This is a genomic window from Planomonospora parontospora, from assembly GCA_014647935.1.
Classification (GTDB): domain Bacteria; phylum Actinomycetota; class Actinomycetes; order Streptosporangiales; family Streptosporangiaceae; genus Planomonospora; species Planomonospora parontospora.
Map to the genome: position 1 here is coordinate 224,441 of BMQD01000014.1, position 17,716 is coordinate 242,156.

The following is a 17,716-nucleotide window of genomic DNA, read 5'->3' on the forward strand; positions in this document are numbered from 1 at the left end:
TCGCCGTCGATGCCGCCTGGGTCGCCGAGCCCGCCGCGGCCGGGTCCGGGCGGGTCGCAGCAGATCACGGTGATCCGGACATCCGCCGCGACCGCGGCCCGGGCGGCGAGAGGGACGAGTGCCATCGGGGCGGCGAGAACGGCGGAGATGAAGACGCGTCTACGCAATGGAGCGCTCCAGACATGAGGGGGTCGTAGCCCTTGGACGCGACTCGGTAACACATGGTTGTCAAGAAGGGCGGCTCCGTCGGGACTCCAGGGGCTGCCGCCTGCTCGACCCGGTCAAGGTGACGGTCGCCTGCCCAGGCGCCGACGCCGCCACGGGCCGCTGGACCGGGATCCCTGCCCGCGTCGTGGCCGCCCACCCGGAACGGCGCGGCATCATCCACGGCGCCCACCGCGACAGTGACGGGCGCTACCGGGGGGAAGTCCTCGTGGAGGTCCTCAAGGAGGGGGGAGACCCCTGCTCCGTGGTCCCCGGTCCGCCGGGAGGGAAGCCGGCATCACGGGCGAGCAGGGCGGCCTGGACCCGGTTGGCACAGCGGAGCCTGGTCAGGACGCGGCTCACGTAGGTCTTGACGGTCGCCTCGCTCATGTTCAGCCGCAGGCCGATCGCGGCGTTGGACAGGCCTTCGGCGACCAGGCCCAGCACCTCCGCCTCACGGGGCGCCAGCGTCGCCAGCCGTTCGGCCGCCTCCCTGCGGCGCCGGGCCTCCACCGGTGTGACCATGCCCAGCACCATCCGGGTCACCGCCGGGGAGAGGTAGGCGTCACCGCGGTGCGCCGCGCGGACCGCGTGGATCAGCTCCTCCGGGGTGCAGTTCTTCAGCACGAACCCCGACGTGCCGTGCTGCAGCGCGCGCAGCACGTTCGGCTCGGCGCCGAAGGCGGTGAGCACCACGGTCCGCAGTCCGGGCAGTCTCCTGCGCAGTTCGCCGACCGCGCTCAGCCCGTCCAGCACCGGCATGTCGATGTCCACCAGCGCCACGTCGACGCGGTGCCTGAGCGCCTCCTCCACGGCCGCCCTGCCGTCGCCCGCCTGCGCGACGACCTCGATGCCGCCCGCCGACTCCAGCACAGTGCGGATCCCGGCCGTGATCAGCGGCTCGTCGTCGGCGACCAGCACCCTGATCGCCCCGCCGGTCCCCCCGCCCACCACTCCTCCGGTCATCTCAGCCCACTCCCAGTAGCATGATCGCGGGCAGTAGCACGAACATCAGGACCGCGGTGGCCGCCCCGGCGGCGACCGTGCGGACGCGGCCGGGCGGTCCCCCGCCCTCCTCGGCGCCCTCCGGCACAGTCCCGGCCTCCCCTGCGGCGTCGGTGCCCAGCACGGGCAGCATCGCGAAGAGCCGGAACCCTCCGCCGGGACGGGGCCCGTGGTCCAGGAACCCCCCGGCCGACCGTGCCCGCTCGTCCAGCCCGGTCAGGCCGTACCCGGCGCCGGAGACCGGGAGCCCTGAGGGCCCCGGGAGATTCAGCAGGTCCGGGGCGTCGTGCCGGTCCGGGGGTCCAGGGAGGGCGTCGGCGACGGTGAGCAGCAGCGCGTCCGGTTCCCATTCGACGCTCACCGTGACCGGCCGTCCCGGGGCGTGCTTGGCCGCGTTGGTCAGCCCCTCCTCGACCACCCGGTACGCCGCCTCCCCGGCCGCAGGGGAGAGCGGCCGGGGCTCCCCGCGCCGTCGCAGCTCCACCGCCGCCCCGGCCGCCCGGAACTCCGCCACCACCGCGCCGATCCCCTCCACTCCGGGCGAGGAACGCCCGTGCGCCTCGTCCTCCGTGCGCAGTTCCCCGACCAGTCCGTGGAGCTCGTCCATGGCGCCGCGTGCCGCCTCCGCCAGTCGCAGCACGGCCCGGCGCTGCTCCGGCGGGAGCGGTGAGACCTCCAGCGCCGCCGCCTGGACCGAGACCAGGCTGAGCCTGCGGCCGAGGGAGTCGTGCATCTCCCGGGCGATCCGCAGCCGCTCGCGCAGCCGCTCCCGCTGCGCGAGCAGTTCCCGGTTGCCCCGGAGCTCGCGGTTGTGCCGGTCGAGCGCCGACAGCAGCCGCTCGTGCTGGGCGAGGTACCGCCCGGCCAGCAGCGGCAGCGCCACGAACACGAGGCAGGTGGCCGCGAGGTGGGGGAGCATCCGGGGGTCCGGCTGCCGGACCGCGAACTGCACGCCGAAGCCGCCGAAGCCGGCGCCGGCGGCCACGGCCGTGCCCCACCGGGAGAGCATCACGCGCCCGGCCTGGTAGGAGGCCCACAGCAGCAGGGCGTACCCTCCTCCGGACAGGGTGGCGAGCACCGTCGCGGCCACGAGGGCGGCGAGCGGGGACCGGCGGCGGAGCACGGTCACCAGAGCCGCGGCCGATGCGTACACCGGCACCGCCCACGGGAGCGGGTCGCCTCTGTGGACGGCCGTCAGCAGCACGGTGTCGGTCAGGACCACAGCGGCGGCGAGGAGATGTCGGCCCATGAGGAGCAGGGTACGTTCCCGGCACTTCCCGTGTTCCCGGCGTCTCCGATATCCCGGCGCTCCCGTTCTCCCCCGCGGGAGGCGGCCCGCGAGGGGTGGTGATCACCGGGCTCCGGCCGGGAAACGGCCCCCGCCGGTGGAACGCCGCCCGCCGGAAGACGACTTTCGAGGACGGGACCGGCGACTTTCGGAGACTGCCCGGAGCCGGCCCCGTCCGTAGCGTCGGCCGGGTGATCGAAGTACGCAACCTCAGCAAGAGATACGGCGGCACGGTCGCGGTCGACGAGCTGTCCTTCGCGGTACGGCCCGGCCGGGTGACCGGCTTCCTCGGGCCGAACGGCGCCGGCAAGTCCACCACGATGCGGATGATGCTGGACCTCGACCGCCCCACCGCGGGCCGCGTCCTCATCGGCGGGCGGCGCTACCGGGACCTGCCCGAACCGCTGCGCCACGTCGGGGCGCTGCTGGACGCCGGAGCCGTGCACGCCGGCCGCAGCGCCCGCCACCATCTGCTCTGGCTGGCGCGGAGCAACCGGATCCCGGCGGCCCGGGTGCGGGAGGTCCTGGAGCTGACGGGCCTGGAGAGCGTGGCCGGGAGGCGTGCCGGGGGTTTCTCCCTGGGCATGTCCCAGCGGCTCGGCATCGCCGCGGCGCTGCTCGGCGACCCCCCGGTGCTGCTGTTCGACGAGCCGGTCAACGGGCTGGACCCCGAGGGCGTCCTGTGGATCCGGCGGCTCATGAGGGGAATGGCCGCCGAGGGCCGCACGGTGTTCGTCTCCAGCCACCTGATGGGTGAGACGGCCCTCGCGGCGGACCACCTGATCGTGATCGGCCGCGGACGGCTGCTCGCCGACACCACCGTGCCCGAGTTCATCGAGGCGAACTCCCGCTCGTACGTCCGGATCCGCACGCCGCAGCCGGAACGCATGCGCGACGTGCTGACCGAGGCCGGGATCCCGGTACGGCAGGCGGCGGACGGCGCGCTGGAAGCCCACGGGGCCGAGGCCGCGAAGGTCGGCGAGCTGGCCGCGGCCGGCGGTCTGACGGTGCACGAGGTCGGCACGCGGACGGCCTCCCTGGAGGAGGCGTTCATGCGGCTCACCGGTGAGTCCGTGGAGTACCGGGCGGGGGGTGCGGACCGGTGAGCACACCGGCGGACGCCGTGCGGGCGGCCATCGCCGCCGAATGGGTCAAGCTGCGGACCGTACGGTCGACCTTCTGGCTCCTTCTCCTGGCCTTCGCCCTCAGCGTCGGCCTCGCCCACCTGATCGGCCTGACCTTCGCCGACATGAAGCCCGACCCGGAGAGGCCCTTCGATCCGCTCTTCGCCGCCTTCTACAGCCTGACCCTCGGCCAGCTCCCCCTGGTGGCCTTCGGAGTGCTCGTGATGGGCGGGGAGTACTCCTCCGGGACGATCCGCCCCTCTCTGGCGGCGGTGCCCCGGCGCGGCCTGTTCTACGGCGGCAAGCTGCTCGCCGAGGTGCCGCTGCTCCTCGGCTTCTCGCTGGTCACCGTACCGGTCGCGTTCCTGGTGTCCCAGGCGGCGCTCGGCCCGCAGGGCGTCTCCGTCGGCGCGGACGGGGCGGTGGAGGCCATGATCGGCGCGAGCCTCTACCTGACGCTCATCACCCTGTTCTCGACGGGGGTGGCGACGATGCTGCGCGGTTCCGCGCTCTCGCTGGGGGTCCTGCTCCCGCTGCTCTTCCTCGGTTCGCAGGGGCTGGGCAACATCCCGAAGGTGAAGACCGTCACGCAGTTCCTGCCGGACCAGGTCGGCATGGTGGTCATGCACCTCACCGGCCCGCCGGGGGATCCCCGGTTCGGTCGTCCCTACGGCCCGTGGACCGGAATGGCCCTCCTGGCGCTCTGGACCGCCGCCGCGCTTCTCGGCGGCCATCTGGCACTCCGCCGCCGGGACGCCTGACCGGCCACTCGACCTGCAGCCCGGCCTGCCACCCGACCGGGAACGCCCTTCTCTCCCGACACACCTCGCACAGCACGATCAAGGAGATGTCTGAAATTTTCATCACCGGCATTCGGCCCTGATCGGTTCCTTGGTGCGGAACCACAGGTAGAGCACTCCTCCTGAAGGCCCTTGACTGAGGTCATGACTCCGAAAATTTCGGAGTTCATTGACAACTTTCAGAGCCGGGGCGAACACTGTCGCCATCGGCAGCCCCGGCCCCTGCCGATCCGGGTCACCGGCCGTGGCCCGGCCCCCCGGTCGCCGGCCGCACGACGACCGGCCGACCTCCGCCGAGCCGTACGACACCGGCGCGCGGCGGCCGTCACGCCGGCCGCCGGCACCGGGTCGTATCCCACCGGCCGTCCCCCGCGGGCCTTCACGAGGAGGAAACACCCCCATGAACGACGCCCCCGCCCACCCGAAGAGCCGCAGAGCCGGCCGCGCCAGGCTGTTCGCCCGCGGCGTCTGCGCCGTGGCGCTGGCCGCGGCCACCGCGATGCTGCCCGGCAGCGCCAGCGCGGCCGCGCCCATATCCTCGAACCAGACCGGCAACAACAACGGTTACTTCTACTCGTTCTGGACCGACAGCCCCGGAACGGTCTCCATGGACCTGGGATCCGGCGGCAACTACAGCACGTCGTGGCGCAACACCGGGAACTTCGTCGCCGGCAAGGGCTGGAGCACCGGCGGGCGCCGGACCGTGAGCTACTCGGGCACCTTCAACCCGTCCGGCAACGCGTACCTGACGCTTTACGGGTGGACGAGGAACCCGCTCGTGGAGTACTACATCGTCGACAACTGGGGCACCTACCGGCCCACGGGGACGTACAAGGGCACGGTCACCAGTGACGGCGGCACGTACGACATCTACGAGACGACGCGGACCAACGCCCCCTCCATCGAGGGCACCCGGACCTTCAAGCAGTTCTGGAGCGTCCGGCAGTCGAAGAAGACGGGCGGCACCATCACCTCCGGCAACCACTTCGACGCGTGGGCCCGTCACGGGATGAACCTGGGCAGCCACGACTACATGATCATGGCGACGGAGGGCTACCAGAGCAGCGGGAGCTCCAACATCACGCTGGGCACTTCCTCCGGCGGAGGCAACAACGGCGGGGGCGGCAACAACGGCGGCGGGGGCAACAACGGCGGCGGCGGCTGCACCGCGTCGCTCTCCGCGGGTCAGCAGTGGAGCGACCGGTACAACCTCAACGTCTCGGTCAGTGGTTCGAGCAACTGGACCGTGACGATGAACGTCCCGTCCCCCGCCAAGGTCCTCAGCACCTGGAACATCAGCGCGAGCTACCCCAGCTCCCAGGTGCTGACCGCCCGGCCCAACGGCAGCGGCAACAGCTTCGGCGTGACGATCCAGCACAACGGCAACTGGACCTGGCCGACGGTCTCCTGCAGCGCGGGCTGACCCCGGACACCCGGAACACCGCACCTGCGGCGCGGCGGCCCACGGCCGCCGCGCCGCACCGCGACCGAACGGTCATCACGGCCGAACGGTCACCGCCACAGCCGACCAGTCACCACGGCCGAACGGTCACCGCCACAGCCGACCAGTCACCACGGCCGAACGGTCACCGCCACAGCCGAACGGGCTCGAAAACGCGGAAGCAGCCCTCCGGCCGACCGCGCGCACCGGCCCCTACCGGGTCCACAGCGTCTCCTGCACGGCCTGGACCAGGGCCATCAGCTCGGGCGAGACACGCTCGGGCGACCACGCCAGGCCGTACGTCATCCGCAGGTCCGCACCGTCCAGCGGGACGAAGCGCACGTCGTCGCGGCGGACCGTCCGCACCAGCGGGTCGGGCGCGGCCAGCAGGCCGTTCCCCGCCGCGACCAGGTCCAGCGCGGCCGCGAAGTCGTCGATGCCGCCGGGCACGACGTGGTGCCGGTGCGGCCCGGGGAGCAGGGCGGCGAGCCGCGCCCACACGCCGCCGGGCGGCCGGTCGCGCGGCAGGATGACCCGGTGCCGTCCGAGCCGGTCCAGCCGGACCTCCGGCAGGCGCGCCAGCGGGTCGTCCGCGGGCACGGCCAGGTGGCCGACCGCCACATGGAACCGGGCCGCCGTCGCCAGCCCGCGCGGGAACGGCGCGCCGATGACGGCCGCGGTCACCTCGCCCGCCGCCAGCGCCGTCGTCGCGGCCCTCCACCCGGCCTGCCGGAGCTCGACGCCGACCGGCGGCCTGCGCCGGGCCAGCCTGCGGGCGGTCCGCGCGGCCAGCGCCCCGGCGAGCGGCGCGTAGGCCAGGCGCACCACGGGCTCACCGGGTGCGGCCAGCCGCGCCGCCTCCTCCGCGAAGGCGGCGGCCGACTCCAGCATCGCCTCGGCGTACGGCAGCAGCGCCTTGCCCACCGTGGAGAGCCCGACCTCGCGGCTGTTCCGGTCGAACAGCCGGACGCCCAGGGCGCGTTCGAGGCGGCCGACCGCCTGGCTCACCGCGGGCTGGGACATGCGCAGCTCCGCCGCGGCACGCGAGAAGCCGAGATGGCGGGCGACGAGCACGAAGCAGCGCACGTCCCGCAGCGGCGGTCCGGGTTCCACACGCCAGTATGGCCATCCCGGACCCGGTCGCCGCCACCTCCCGCCGGTCAGCCGCCGGACCCGGCGGACCCGACGGACAGGAGGGGATAGCGGCCGGAGCGCAGGAGCGAGAGCACCGCCTCGGACCGGGCGCGCGGGGCGGCGTAGGAGGGGTGGCTCCGCATGACCGTGGCGGCGTCGTGCAGGCGGCGCATCTGCCGGGCCCCGTCGGCGACGGCGGCCGCTCCGGGCCGGCCCGCGACCGCGTCGACGGGAACCCGGACGGCACGCGTGCCCGTGGCGGGGCGATCGGAGCCGGGACGGCCGGCGCCGAGACGGCCGGAGTCGGGACGGCCGGAGCCGGGACGGCCCGTGGTGGCGTGACCGGCGAACACCGGTCTGCGCGGGTCGACGCGGCCGTGGGCGATCGCGCTCTCCACCCGCCGGGCGCACCGGCAGGCCGCGTCCCGGCTGACGAGCCCGCAGGTGGCCGACATGAACGCGCGGATGCGCTTGCGGGCCCGCTCCAGCCGCTTGCGGTAGGCGGCGGGGCTGATCTCCAGGATCCATCCCGCCTGCTCACCGGGGAGCTCGAAGATCTCACCGAGCACGTAGGCGACGCGTTCGGACCGGTCGAGGCACTGCAGCATCGCCTGCGTGCAGCCGAGCCGTACCTCCTCGGCGAGCAGCTCGGCCTCGGGGCCCCGGTGGTCGGCGGCGGCCAGCCCCTCGGCCAGGTTCTCACCGAGGACCTCGAAGGTGATGCCGCGGTGCTCGTAGGCCGTCCGGCGCAGGTTCAAGAGGTGATTCACCGCTATCCGGTACGCCCAGGTGACGAGTGAGGCCTCCGCCCGCCAGGAGGACAACCGGGTCACCACGCGGATCAGGATCTCCTGGGCGGCGTCCTCGGCGTCGGCGGGCCGTCCGGCCATGCGCAGGGCGAGGCGGTAGACGGGGTCCTGGACGCGGCGGACGACCTCTTCCAGTGCCTCCGTGTCCCCACCGACCGCCCGGCCGACGAGCGCCACCTCGTCCTCGGGCGCGCTCACCGGGCCGCCTCGCGCACACCGGCCTCCGGAGCGGCGGCCTCGCCCGCACCGGCCCTCGAGACGGCGGCCTCAGAAGCGGCGGCCTCCGGAGCGGTGATCCCGCGCACACCGGTCCCCGGAGCGGCGGTCAGCCGATGCCGGGCCAGCCAGCGTGCGACCGCCCGGCCGATCTCGTCCGGCCGGTCCTCGGGAGCGTGGTGCCCGGCCGGGCCGATGCCCTCGATCTCGAGCCCCGCCACGTTCGCGCGGCACCAGGCTGCGATCTCCGGGGAGACCAGGCTGCCCGGTTCGACGGTGAGCAGGAGCTTCGGCACGTCCGGAGTGTCGGCCATCCATCCACCGTAGGCGAGGAAACGGTCCCGCACGTCGGCCGGTTCGCCGTCCAGCGGGATCTCACGGGGCCACTGCAGCAGCGGACGCCGGGAGGCGGGGTCCGGGTACGGGGTCCGGTAGACGGCCAGGTCGGCGTCGGAGATGCCGGGGTTGGTGGCGCGCAGGGCGGTCTCGATGAACCAGTTCTCCTCCAGTGCCATCCGCTCGCCCTCCCCCGGGGTGCGCAGCGCCTGGAAGAGCGGGACCGCCTGGGCCGGATACTCCGCCCAGGTCATGGGCCGCACGAACGCCTCCAGCAGCGCCACGCCCCGGACCCGCCCGGGATGGCGGGCCGCCAGGTCCAGGGCGAGCGAGCCGCCCCAGTCGTAGCCGACCAGCACGGCCCGGTCCAGCCGCAGGACGTCGAACCACGCGTCCAGGTAGCGGGCGTGGTCGGCGAAGCGGTAGGCGATGTCCGGCTTGCCGGAGGAGCCCATGCCGATCAGGTCGGGGGCCAGGCAGCGCGCCCGGTCCGCGACGTGCGGGACCACGTTCCGCCAGATGTGCGAGGAGGTGGGGTTGCCGTGCAGGAACACCACCGCCTCGCCCTCGCCGGTCTCGGTGTAGGCCAGGTGGGAGTCGAGGACCTCGACGGTATTCATGATCACTGTGTCCTTCCGCAGGGGAACGCTTCTCACCCTGGTTGGACACATCCGCCCGTGCCGTTGTGACAGGACAGACAGATGAAATCCGGCGAATCCCCCGGAGGGCCTCCGGGAACCGTACGGACCAGTGCTCAGGAACGTCAGGAGCACGGAACGTCAGAGCACGGGGCACCGAGGGCGACGTCAGGAGCGCGGAGCCGCCGCCTCCGCCGGAGCGTCCCGTCCCCGGAGCCGCCGGACCGCCGCTCCCGCCCCTCCCCGGGAGACGGCCACCCCGGCCAGGCAGAGCGCGCCGCCCGCCGCGGTCAGCCACCCGGGTACCTCGTCGAGGACGAGCCACGACATCAGCACCACCAGGGCCGGGACGATGTAGGTCGTCGCGCCCATCTTCCCCGCCGTCGTCCGGGCCAGCGCGTACGCCCAGGTGGTGAAGGCGAGCGCCGTCGGGAACACGCCGAGGTAGACCATGTTCAGGGTGGCGGAGAGGGGGGCCTCCGGGATCTCGGCGGCGAGCGGCCCCGCGAACGGCAGGCACGCCACCGTCCCGACGACGCACCCGAACGTGGTCACCTGGAGCGCCGAACCGTGGCGCAGCGCGGGCTTCTGGCAGACCACCCCCGCGGCGTACAGCACGGCCGCCGCCAGGCAGAGCAGCACACCGAGCACGGAGGACTCCCCGCCTCCGGACATCGAGACGCCCACCACGACCGCTCCGGCGAACGACACTGCCATGCCGGCCATCAGCCGGGACGGGAACCCCTCACCGAGCAGCAGCCCGCCGAGCAGGGCGATGAGGATCGGGCCGATGTTGACGATCATGGCCGCCGTGCCGGCGTCCACCTCCCGCTCGCCCCAGTTGAGCGCGACCATGTAGAGGCCGAACCAGAGGATGCCGGAGCCGGCGATGCCCGGCCAGGCGGCGCGCGCCGGCCATCCCTCGCGCCGCACCGCCAGGATGGCGCCGAGCACCAGGGAGCCCACCAGCAGCCGCCCCAGCGCCAGCGCGCCCGGTGAGTAGTACTCACCCGCGCTGCGGATCGAGACGAAGGCCGAGGCCCACAGGATGACGGTGGCGCCCGCCGCGGCGAGGGCCAGGCGGGCGGTCCGCTGCTCGCCGGTGATGGTCCGGTTCATACCGGGACCTTATGCCTTGGGTGCTTCACGTCTCATCGCGGTTTTCGGACCTGACAGCGGTTTTCGGACCTGGCAGCGGCGAACACCGTCGTCCGGCACCGCGGACGGGTGCCCGGTGAGGCGGGGAGACCGGGCCGGGCCGCCACCGGCCGGGTTCCACGCCGATCACCCGGCAGGCGACCGAGCGGCGCAGGCCGGGCCGCATGCCGTGGAACGATCCATATGCGAGGTCCGCCGCAGGGTGCGAGCATCGCCGGACGACCCGGAAGATCGCCGGACGACCCGGAAGGTGGAACGACATGACTGAGCCCGCGGTTCGGCCGAACGAGACGACGGTGCCGCTGATGCCGTGCGCGTCGGTGGAGGAGACCCTGGCGTTCTATGAGGCGCTGGGGTTCGAGGCCACCTACAGGCAGAGCAGGCCCTATGTCTATCTCATGCTGCGGTGGAGCGGCTTCCAGCTGGACTTCGGCCCGGCGCCCGAAGGGCTGGACCCGGCCCGGGAGGAGTCGGGAGGCTGCCTGGTCATGGTCGACGCCGTGGCGCCGTACCACGCGGCGTTCGCCGCGGCGATGCGCCGCGTCTACGGGAAGGTGCTGAGTTCCGGCCTACCGCGGATCACCCGCTACCGGCCGGGCGCGTCCCGGTTCACGCTGGTCGACCCGTCCGGGAACTCGATCACCTTCATCCAGCGCGACGAGCCGGTCGAGCTGGAGTACGGCGGTTCGAAGCGGCTGACGGGCCTGGCCAAGGCGCTCGACAACGTCCGGATCCTGCGCGAGTTCAAGAACGACGACCTGCAGGCCTTTCGCGCGCTCAAGTCCGGGGTGCGCAGGCACGGCGCGGACGCCCCGGCGGCCGAACGGGCCATCGCCCTGTGCCACCTCGTCGATCTCGCCACGGTCCTCGGCGAGCCCACCGAGCCGTGGGCCGCCGAGCTGCGGGGTCTGGAGCTCACCGCCGACGACAGGCGGCGTGTCGAGTCGGAACTCGGCCACCTCGCCGGGCTGCAGGAGTGGCTGCCGTGAAGCGGGCGCCGCGCGGAATTCACGATGTCCGCCGATCGAGACCCGCTCAGGCGCGGAAGGGTCCCTCGGTGTAGTCGGCGACGCCGTCGCCGTCCAGGTCGACCAGCGTCTCGTCGACGTAGCCGTCGCCGTCGAGGTCGTTGTAGGTGACGTCGGTGCGGCCGTCGCCGTTGGTGTCGTAGTTCTCCTGGTCGGCGACGCCGTCGCTGTTGGTGTCGATCCACTCGACGTCGGAGGCGCCGTCGCCGTTCGTGTCGTAGTTCTCCACGTCGCTGTAGCCGTCGCCGTTGACGTCCGCCCACTGGGCGTCGGTGGCGCCGTCGCCGTTGACGTCGAAGAAAGCAGCGGTGAAGTCGCTCATTTTGTCCCTCTTTCGTGATGTTCGTTAGATGAGAGTGGCGAACGCGGGATTTTGTTACGGTGGATTACAAGATTTTTCTGGACCCGGCGCAGGCTCGGCGTGGGCACCGCAGCCCTGAGGCGCCGCGGTCCTGACCGTCTGTCGACGGCGGAGAATCCCGGCCTCCGGCGGGGACGCTCCCCCCCCTGTGCGATCAGGCGGACCCGTGCCGGATCCGGTGATCAGACGGAGGGATCCGCTGGTCAGACGGAGAAGGGGCCGGCGGTCTCGGCGTAGTCGGCCACCCCGTCGCCGTCCAGGTCGACCAGCGCCTCGTCGGCGTAACCGTCGCCGTTGTAGTCGTTGTAGGTGACGTCGGTGTAGCCGTCGCCGTTGAGGTCGTAGTTCTCCTGGTCGGCGTAACCGTCACCGGTGACGTCCACCCACTCGGTGTCGACGAAACCGTTGCCGTCGGCGTCGATGAAGGCGGTGGTGGCGAAGTCGCTCATTTTCGTTCCTCTCTCGTTGCGGTCAACAGATGAGAGTCGCGAACCCGGTGATTTGTTACGACGAGTTCCAGAATTTTTTCCGACCCGCGGACGGACCCTCCCCACTCCCTCCTCCTCCCTGGTCCGCGGACGGCCCCTCCCCTCCCCTCCCCGGTCCTGACCGCACCGGAAGCGGGTACGACTGCGGCCCGCACCTGCGCCCGGGCAGCGGACGCCCGGCAGGCGTCGATAAGCAGTGTCGATGAGCGCCCGTCGACGGGAAGGCCGCCAGCCGGGATGTCGCGGCGGACGACGGCCGGGTCCCGGCTCCGCCCATAAGCGGGGCCGATGGATCCCGCCGGGACGGTCCGGGTGCAGGCAGGATTCCCGGCATCCGGCACGCTTCGACCATCGGGAGCCCGCATGACCACCGCACGACCACAGCCGTTCCCCACCGCCACGATCCTCGGCTACCCACGGATCGGACCCGGCCGGGAGCTGAAACGTGCGCTGGAGTCCTACTGGGACGGCCGCTCCACCCTGGACGAGCTGCGCCGCACCGGGGCCGCGCTGCGCGAGCGCGCCTGGCGGCGCCTGACCGGCCTCGGCCTGCAGGCCCTGCCGTCCAACACCTTCTCCCTGTACGACCAGGTGCTCGACACCGCACTCCTGCTCGGCGCGGTGCCCGAGAGGTATCGCTCCGCCACCGACGAGGACACCTGCTTCGCCATGGCCCGCGGCACCGACGGCGTCGCACCCCTGCGCATGACCAAGTGGTTCGACACCAACTGTGAACGGACACGCTGTTCTCCGGCCAGACGGACAGGCCGATCCAAGCTGGCGGTCAAGAAAATTCCCGATGGACGGCCAAACAAGGCCCTGGTAAGCGGCCAGAAAACCGCTGGAGTCAGCAGCAGGACATGGACCACCATCCCTGCCATGACTTCATCGTTTTCCTCGACTCCGATCGAGATCCGGCTTGCCTCTTCCGAAGATGCCAGCGTCCTGGCTCAGCTGAATGACTTCGTGCACGCCGTTCACGCCCGGAACCGGCCGGACATCTTCCGTGCCGAACCCGCCGCAGAGGACTTGCTCCCGATCTTCGAGGCGCACCTGGCTCGCGAGGACGTCCGTGTCTTCATCGCCCAAGTGGAAGGGCGGCCGATCGGATACGCCCTGTCGATCATCGTTGATCGCCCTGGTGACGCTCTCATGCAAGCCAGGACCTTCATCATTTTGGAGCACCTGGCCGTGGCTTCTGATGCAATCCGCACCGGCGTCGGAACCGCTCTGGTCGATGCGGTGCGCGCTACGGGCCGCCAGATGGGATGCTCGCGCCTGCTCACCGAGGTGTGGGACTTCAACACCGAGGCGATGGCCTTCTATGAGAAAGCGGGATTTGTTCCGATGCGGCATTTGCTGGAGCAGCCGCTGTAGTGCGACCGGAGGTGCGACAGGTCGCGGCGGGGACGGTTGCAGCCGGCTGCGGGGCGGAACTCCATCGGAGTGGACAGCGGTGGTGCGCTCTCCGGTCTCGGGGGCTGCCGCCCCCGAACCCCTGCCCCGCGAGAGCATCACCCGCCTGGCGGGCGCGTTGGCTGAGCCATGCTGCCCGGCGGATGACGCCCTCGCTCCGGATCACGGGACCGGTCAGGTCAGCGGGACGACGCCGCGGCCGGCCAGGGCCTCGGCCAGACGGTGGGACTCTCCGCTGGTCTCCACCAGGTGGGCGTGGTGCATGAGCCGGTCGACGGTGGCGGTGGCCATGGTCTTGGGCATGATCGTGTCGAAGCCGGAGGGGTGGATGTTGCTGGTGACCGCCAGGCTGCGTCGCTCGTAGGCGGCATCGACGACGCGGTAGAAGGCCTCGGCGGTGTCGTGGCTGACCGGCAGCAGGCCGATGTCGTCGACCACGATGATGTCGGCGCGGCAGATGCGGCCGATGGTGCGAGCGACGGAGCTGTCGGCCTTGGCCCGACCGATGGTGGCCGCCAGCGTTTCCAGGGTGAACCAGGAGACCCGCAGGTCGCAGTCGATGGCCAGGTGGCAGAGGGCTTCCATGAAGTGGGTCTTGCCGGTGCCGGACGGGCCGGAGATCACGCAGCTTTCGGCGCGGCCGACCCACTCCAGGGTCTTGAGAGCGTTCTGGGTGGCGATGCTGATGGACGACAGCTCACTCTTCCAGGAGTCGAAGGTCTTGCCCGAGGGCAGGTTGGCGCTTTTGCGGCGGCTGCGGCGGGTGGCGCCGTCGCGGCCGGTGACCTCTTCGGCCAGCAGCACCCGGACCACCTCGGCCGGATCCCAGCGCTGCGCGCGGGCGGTGGCCAGCACCTCGGGGGCGGCTTTGCGCGCATAGGGAAAGCGCATCCGGGTGAACAAGGCCTCCAGCTCGGCCGGGATCGGCGCGGGCGCAGGCAGGGCGACGCTCATAGAGATCCTTTTCGTTGGTGAGCAGTGCCGGTCGGCGATCGACCTGGTGGGGTGAGTCAGTGCGGGGGCTTGGTGGAGGCGGGGTCGTGGCCGGTGTGCTTGCCGCGCAGCGCGGCCCAGGAGGCGGTGCCGGGCTGGGCGGAGTGTTTCTCATCGGCCACCGCGGCCGGGCCGAGCGCGCCGCTGCTGCGCGCCAGGTGGTCGCAGATGGAGGCCAGGTCGGCCTCGCCGAAGCGGCCGTGGACGGCGGCCAGGCCGAGCGCGGCATCCACCCGGGCCGGATCCAGCAGCGAGGCCAGTTCGATGGCGCGGGCCATCTTGGCGCGGATGCGGGCCACTCCGGTGGCGGCGGCCTCGATCAACCAGGCCTCGGCGCCGGGCCCGATCGCCAGGAACCGCGACTCGGCCTTGGTCTGCGGGCGAGGTTTGGGCTGACGGGGCCCGTTGCCGCCGGGGTGGTCGGGGTAGTGCTCCTCAGCGATGCGCGGCCGGCCCGGGGTCGACAGCTTGTGCCGCCACAACTCCGCCAGTACGGCCTCGGCCGCCGGACCTGCGCAGGCATCCAAGCCCTCACCGGACCATGGTGCGGCGCGGCGGCCGACGATGACGAGTTCTTCGCCGTGCACCCGGCACCACACCTTGCTGCCCTCGTGTCCGGGCGGCACCGAGTAGCGCACGTCGCCCCAGCGGATGGTGCGGTCGTCGCCGACCAGCCGTTCTTCGCCCAGCGCCAGCACATACGGCTCCGGCGGCAGCGGGTGCAGCCGGGCGCGTTCTTCGGCCAGCATCTGGATCGGCGGCCGGTGGGTGGCTCGATGGGTGCGGGTGTTGATCTGCTCGGCCCAATTGGCGCAGGCGGTCTCCAGTTCGGCGAAGCTGGCGTAGCTGGAGCGCAGGTTGGCGTGGGTGGGCACCAGATCCGCTTTGGCGATCTTCACGGTGTTCTCCACCCCGCCCTTGGACTCGGGATCGAAGGGTTCGCAGGTGTGCACCACGCAGCCGTAGTGGCGGCCGAGCTCGACCATTTGCGGATGGCGGACCGCGATCTTGGCGATGTGCTCGACCGTGACGGTCTTGGGGTTGTCGGTCAGCAGATACGTCGGCGCTCCGCCGATGATCCGCAAGGTCGCGTCCAGGCACGCGGTCAGCGAGCCCAGCGTCTGATCCCAGGCCGGCAGCACCACCCGGAACCGTGACCAGGCCAGCCAGGCGCAAAACAGCTGAGTGCGGCGTCCGTTGATGCGCGGGCCCTCGCCCCAGTCCCACTGCAGCCACATGCCCGGCTCGGGGATCCAGGGCCGATAGACGCGGCGGCGGCCCGCGCGCCAGGCCTCCTTGATGGCGGCCACCGCTCGCCGGGTGGTGCGTTCCGAGCCGCGAAATCCCATCGCGACTAGGTCTTTGTGGACCACGTCACCGCGGATCTTGCCGTTGGAGCGGTCGACCTTCTCCTCGATCTTCGCCAGGAACGGGTCGATCGACTTGGGCCGTGCCGACCGCTGATACGGGTTGCCGCCGGCCGCGCGGATCGCGATATAGCGCTGCACGGTCTTGGCGTCACATCCCGCGAGCTGAGCCGCTGACCAGGCACATCCGGTCAAATCGTAAGCACCGAAAATCTCCATCAGCTCCATGCCAGACTTCGTCACACGCCCCCTCCGCGGGTTGCAGCAGCCGGTCTCGACAACCGCTACTCAAGCCCCCGCGGAGGGGGATCGACGTGCTGGGACACGGGCAAGATCGAGAGGTTTACCTGGCCATCGACCAGGATTTCCGATGTCCGCCGGCCGGGAGGCCTATGTCCGCTGGTCAGGATTCACGTGGCCGCTGACCAGGAATTTCTCGTGGCCGCTTACACCAACTACCATTAGTTCAACGCCAAAGGCAACTATTTGCTACTGAGTCGCCAGGACGGGAAGAGCACCCCGTGATCAGCTTCCTGAGCTGCCAGAACACTCGTACAACCAGCCGTCCAGCCGCCAGAACCGCATGATCAGGTTTGCTCGTGTGAGCCGATCCGCGAGGAGTTTCACTACAGGGTCAAGGGCCGCCTGTCGGCGGCCGCAGGGCCATTGCCGAAGACTTCCGCTCGCGTTCACGTTCCCGCAGGGACGCGTAGAACAGCCAGACCAGCGCCACAGAGAAGGCGATCCCCACAGGAACACGGACCCATGGACTGGAAACGTCGCTCAAGGACGGGTTGACCACGAACGCGGCAGCGAGAGTCGCCCACCAGGCGCGATCGTAACGCCGACGCCTTCCAGTGGAGGCTGCGTCCATGCTCATGTCGTGAGGCTATGCGGTCCTTCGCCCTGGTCAGGAGCATCGAGCTTCGGCCGAGATCATGCTCCCGTCGCCAGTTGCCGAATTGTTCTTGTAGGTATCAAGGCGGCGGCGCGGCGCGCCGCCGCACGGCCCAGCGTCGCGGACCCCGGCCGCGCATGCGGCCTGGGGGCCGGTCACGGCCGGGGCCGCACTCGGGCCGCCCGCCGACCACCGCCCCCGCCGCACTGACGCATCTCGCCGCACCTGGGCCGCACCACCGCCCGGGAGACCCCTTCAAGCACTACACGGCGCCTACAACATCCAGCAGATCAGCGCCGACCTTCTCGCCCATGGCCGAACCGTTTACGGCGTCTCTTCCGGCTCGAACACCCGATTCTCCGTCCACCGCCATACCCGCCGATGAGCAGCAGCCTTCCACACCTCGGTAGCCATCACGGCGTGAGTGATCCAATCACGCAGCTCCGGCAGGACGATCTCACGAAACGCTTCCCGGATCTCAGCGCGGTCCGCTGAGCGAACAGGTTGAACCAACAGCTCGACCCCGTAGACATCCGGGTGGATACCGCCCGCACGACCTGGGCGCCAGCTGACCGTCAAGGGCCAATTGCTCGGCACCTCGCCGAAGAAGTCCAGCTCACGAACATGCTCGAACCTCTCTCCGAGACCTTCTCTAAGGTCCGAACGGGTCAAAGGCCACGACGCGCCCCGAGCCAGCCGGCGATCACGAGCAGACACATCCACCTCACAAACCCCCGCGATCCGGACGGGATAAACGACAGCCTCCGGCGGGGGCGCTCCGGCTCCGGGATGATCCAACGGTACGCACACCGTCAATCGGTTTGCCGGTGGTCGGGGTGGGGGCCTGATCGCCCCGTCCGCCATCGACCCGGGACAAGCCGAGCAGACCACGGGCCCGGGGCGCCAGGTCGTTCGTCCAGCAGGGCGCTCCACCTGGCGCCCCGGGCCCGTGGCCTGCTTCCCCTGCGGGCGGGTCGACGGCAGACGGGATGATCAGGCAGGCGGAGTGCGG

Annotated in this window: 15 protein-coding genes; 5 read left to right on the forward strand and 10 right to left on the reverse strand. The window is 71.5% G+C overall.

The window, feature by feature from the left end:
* Nucleotides 1-414 precede the first annotated feature (414 nt).
* Nucleotides 415-1,170, reverse strand: a complete 756-nt coding sequence (locus IEZ07_RS22495) for a response regulator transcription factor (RefSeq protein WP_191896525.1) — start codon at nucleotides 1,168-1,170, stop codon at nucleotides 415-417.
* 1 nt (nucleotide 1,171) lies between these two features.
* Nucleotides 1,172-2,458, reverse strand: a complete 1,287-nt coding sequence (locus tag IEZ07_RS22500; RefSeq protein WP_191896526.1) for a sensor histidine kinase — start codon at nucleotides 2,456-2,458, stop codon at nucleotides 1,172-1,174.
* Nucleotides 2,459-2,688: 230 nt separating this feature from the next.
* On the opposite strand from IEZ07_RS22500, the gene IEZ07_RS22505 reads away from it, so the two are divergent.
* The 3 genes from IEZ07_RS22505 to xynA all read left to right on the forward strand — a co-directional run bounded on the left by IEZ07_RS22505 (nucleotide 2,689) and on the right by xynA (nucleotide 5,844).
* Complete coding sequence (locus tag IEZ07_RS22505; RefSeq protein WP_191896527.1) at nucleotides 2,689-3,603, forward strand: ABC transporter ATP-binding protein; 915 nt, start codon at nucleotides 2,689-2,691, stop codon at nucleotides 3,601-3,603.
* A complete protein-coding gene (locus IEZ07_RS22510) occupies nucleotides 3,600-4,382 on the forward strand; it encodes an ABC transporter permease (protein WP_191896528.1) in 783 nt (260 codons plus the stop codon). Before IEZ07_RS22505 ends, IEZ07_RS22510 begins: the two co-directional genes overlap by 4 nt.
* 439 nt (nucleotides 4,383-4,821) lie before the next feature.
* Nucleotides 4,822-5,844, forward strand: a complete 1,023-nt coding sequence (gene xynA, locus IEZ07_RS22515; protein ID WP_191896529.1) for an endo-1,4-beta-xylanase XynA — start codon at nucleotides 4,822-4,824, stop codon at nucleotides 5,842-5,844.
* A gap of 231 nt (nucleotides 5,845-6,075) precedes the next feature.
* Here xynA and IEZ07_RS22520 read toward each other — a convergent pair whose 3' ends face one another.
* The 4 genes from IEZ07_RS22520 to IEZ07_RS22535 form a co-directional block, all read right to left on the reverse strand.
* Nucleotides 6,076-6,975 (reverse strand): LysR family transcriptional regulator, encoded by a 900-nt coding sequence (locus tag IEZ07_RS22520; protein ID WP_191896530.1) that lies wholly within the window; start codon nucleotides 6,973-6,975, stop codon nucleotides 6,076-6,078.
* Between the two features lie 47 nt (nucleotides 6,976-7,022).
* Nucleotides 7,023-8,003 carry a sigma-70 family RNA polymerase sigma factor gene (locus tag IEZ07_RS22525; RefSeq protein WP_204054656.1) on the reverse strand — a complete coding sequence of 327 codons (981 nt, stop codon included), beginning with the start codon at nucleotides 8,001-8,003 and terminating at the stop codon, nucleotides 7,023-7,025.
* Nucleotides 8,000-8,977 carry a haloalkane dehalogenase gene (locus IEZ07_RS22530; RefSeq protein ID WP_191896531.1) on the reverse strand — a complete coding sequence of 326 codons (978 nt, stop codon included), beginning with the start codon at nucleotides 8,975-8,977 and terminating at the stop codon, nucleotides 8,000-8,002. The genes IEZ07_RS22525 and IEZ07_RS22530 overlap by 4 nt, the downstream gene beginning before the upstream one ends.
* 186 nt (nucleotides 8,978-9,163) lie before the next feature.
* Nucleotides 9,164-10,114, reverse strand: coding sequence for a DMT family transporter (locus IEZ07_RS22535; RefSeq protein WP_191896532.1), 951 nt, complete (start codon nucleotides 10,112-10,114; stop codon nucleotides 9,164-9,166).
* A 299-nt stretch (nucleotides 10,115-10,413) separates the two neighbouring features.
* On the opposite strand from IEZ07_RS22535, the gene IEZ07_RS22540 reads away from it, so the two are divergent.
* A complete protein-coding gene (locus IEZ07_RS22540) occupies nucleotides 10,414-11,142 on the forward strand; it encodes a DUF8817 family protein (RefSeq protein WP_191896533.1) in 729 nt (242 codons plus the stop codon).
* Nucleotides 11,143-11,188: 46 nt separating this feature from the next.
* On the opposite strand, the gene IEZ07_RS22545 is transcribed toward IEZ07_RS22540, so the two are convergent.
* Together IEZ07_RS22545 and IEZ07_RS22550 are read right to left on the reverse strand one after the other, a co-directional pair.
* Nucleotides 11,189-11,503 carry a hypothetical protein gene (locus IEZ07_RS22545; RefSeq protein WP_068897909.1) on the reverse strand — a complete coding sequence of 105 codons (315 nt, stop codon included), beginning with the start codon at nucleotides 11,501-11,503 and terminating at the stop codon, nucleotides 11,189-11,191.
* Between the two features lie 242 nt (nucleotides 11,504-11,745).
* Nucleotides 11,746-11,991, reverse strand: coding sequence for a hypothetical protein (locus IEZ07_RS22550; RefSeq protein ID WP_068897908.1), 246 nt, complete (start codon nucleotides 11,989-11,991; stop codon nucleotides 11,746-11,748).
* 402 nt (nucleotides 11,992-12,393) lie between these two features.
* Here IEZ07_RS22550 and IEZ07_RS22555 point away from each other — a divergent pair, with 402 nt between their 5' ends.
* Nucleotides 12,394-13,407 (forward strand): GNAT family N-acetyltransferase, encoded by a 1,014-nt coding sequence (locus IEZ07_RS22555; RefSeq protein ID WP_191896534.1) that lies wholly within the window; start codon nucleotides 12,394-12,396, stop codon nucleotides 13,405-13,407.
* Between the two features lie 213 nt (nucleotides 13,408-13,620).
* Here IEZ07_RS22555 and IEZ07_RS22560 read toward each other — a convergent pair whose 3' ends face one another.
* Nucleotides 13,621-14,400 (reverse strand): ATP-binding protein, encoded by a 780-nt coding sequence (locus tag IEZ07_RS22560; protein ID WP_191896535.1) that lies wholly within the window; start codon nucleotides 14,398-14,400, stop codon nucleotides 13,621-13,623.
* A gap of 56 nt (nucleotides 14,401-14,456) precedes the next feature.
* Entirely contained in the window at nucleotides 14,457-16,034 is a 1,578-nt protein-coding gene (gene istA / locus IEZ07_RS22565) for an IS21 family transposase (RefSeq protein ID WP_204054657.1), read from the reverse strand.
* Nucleotides 16,035-17,716 lie beyond the last annotated feature (1,682 nt).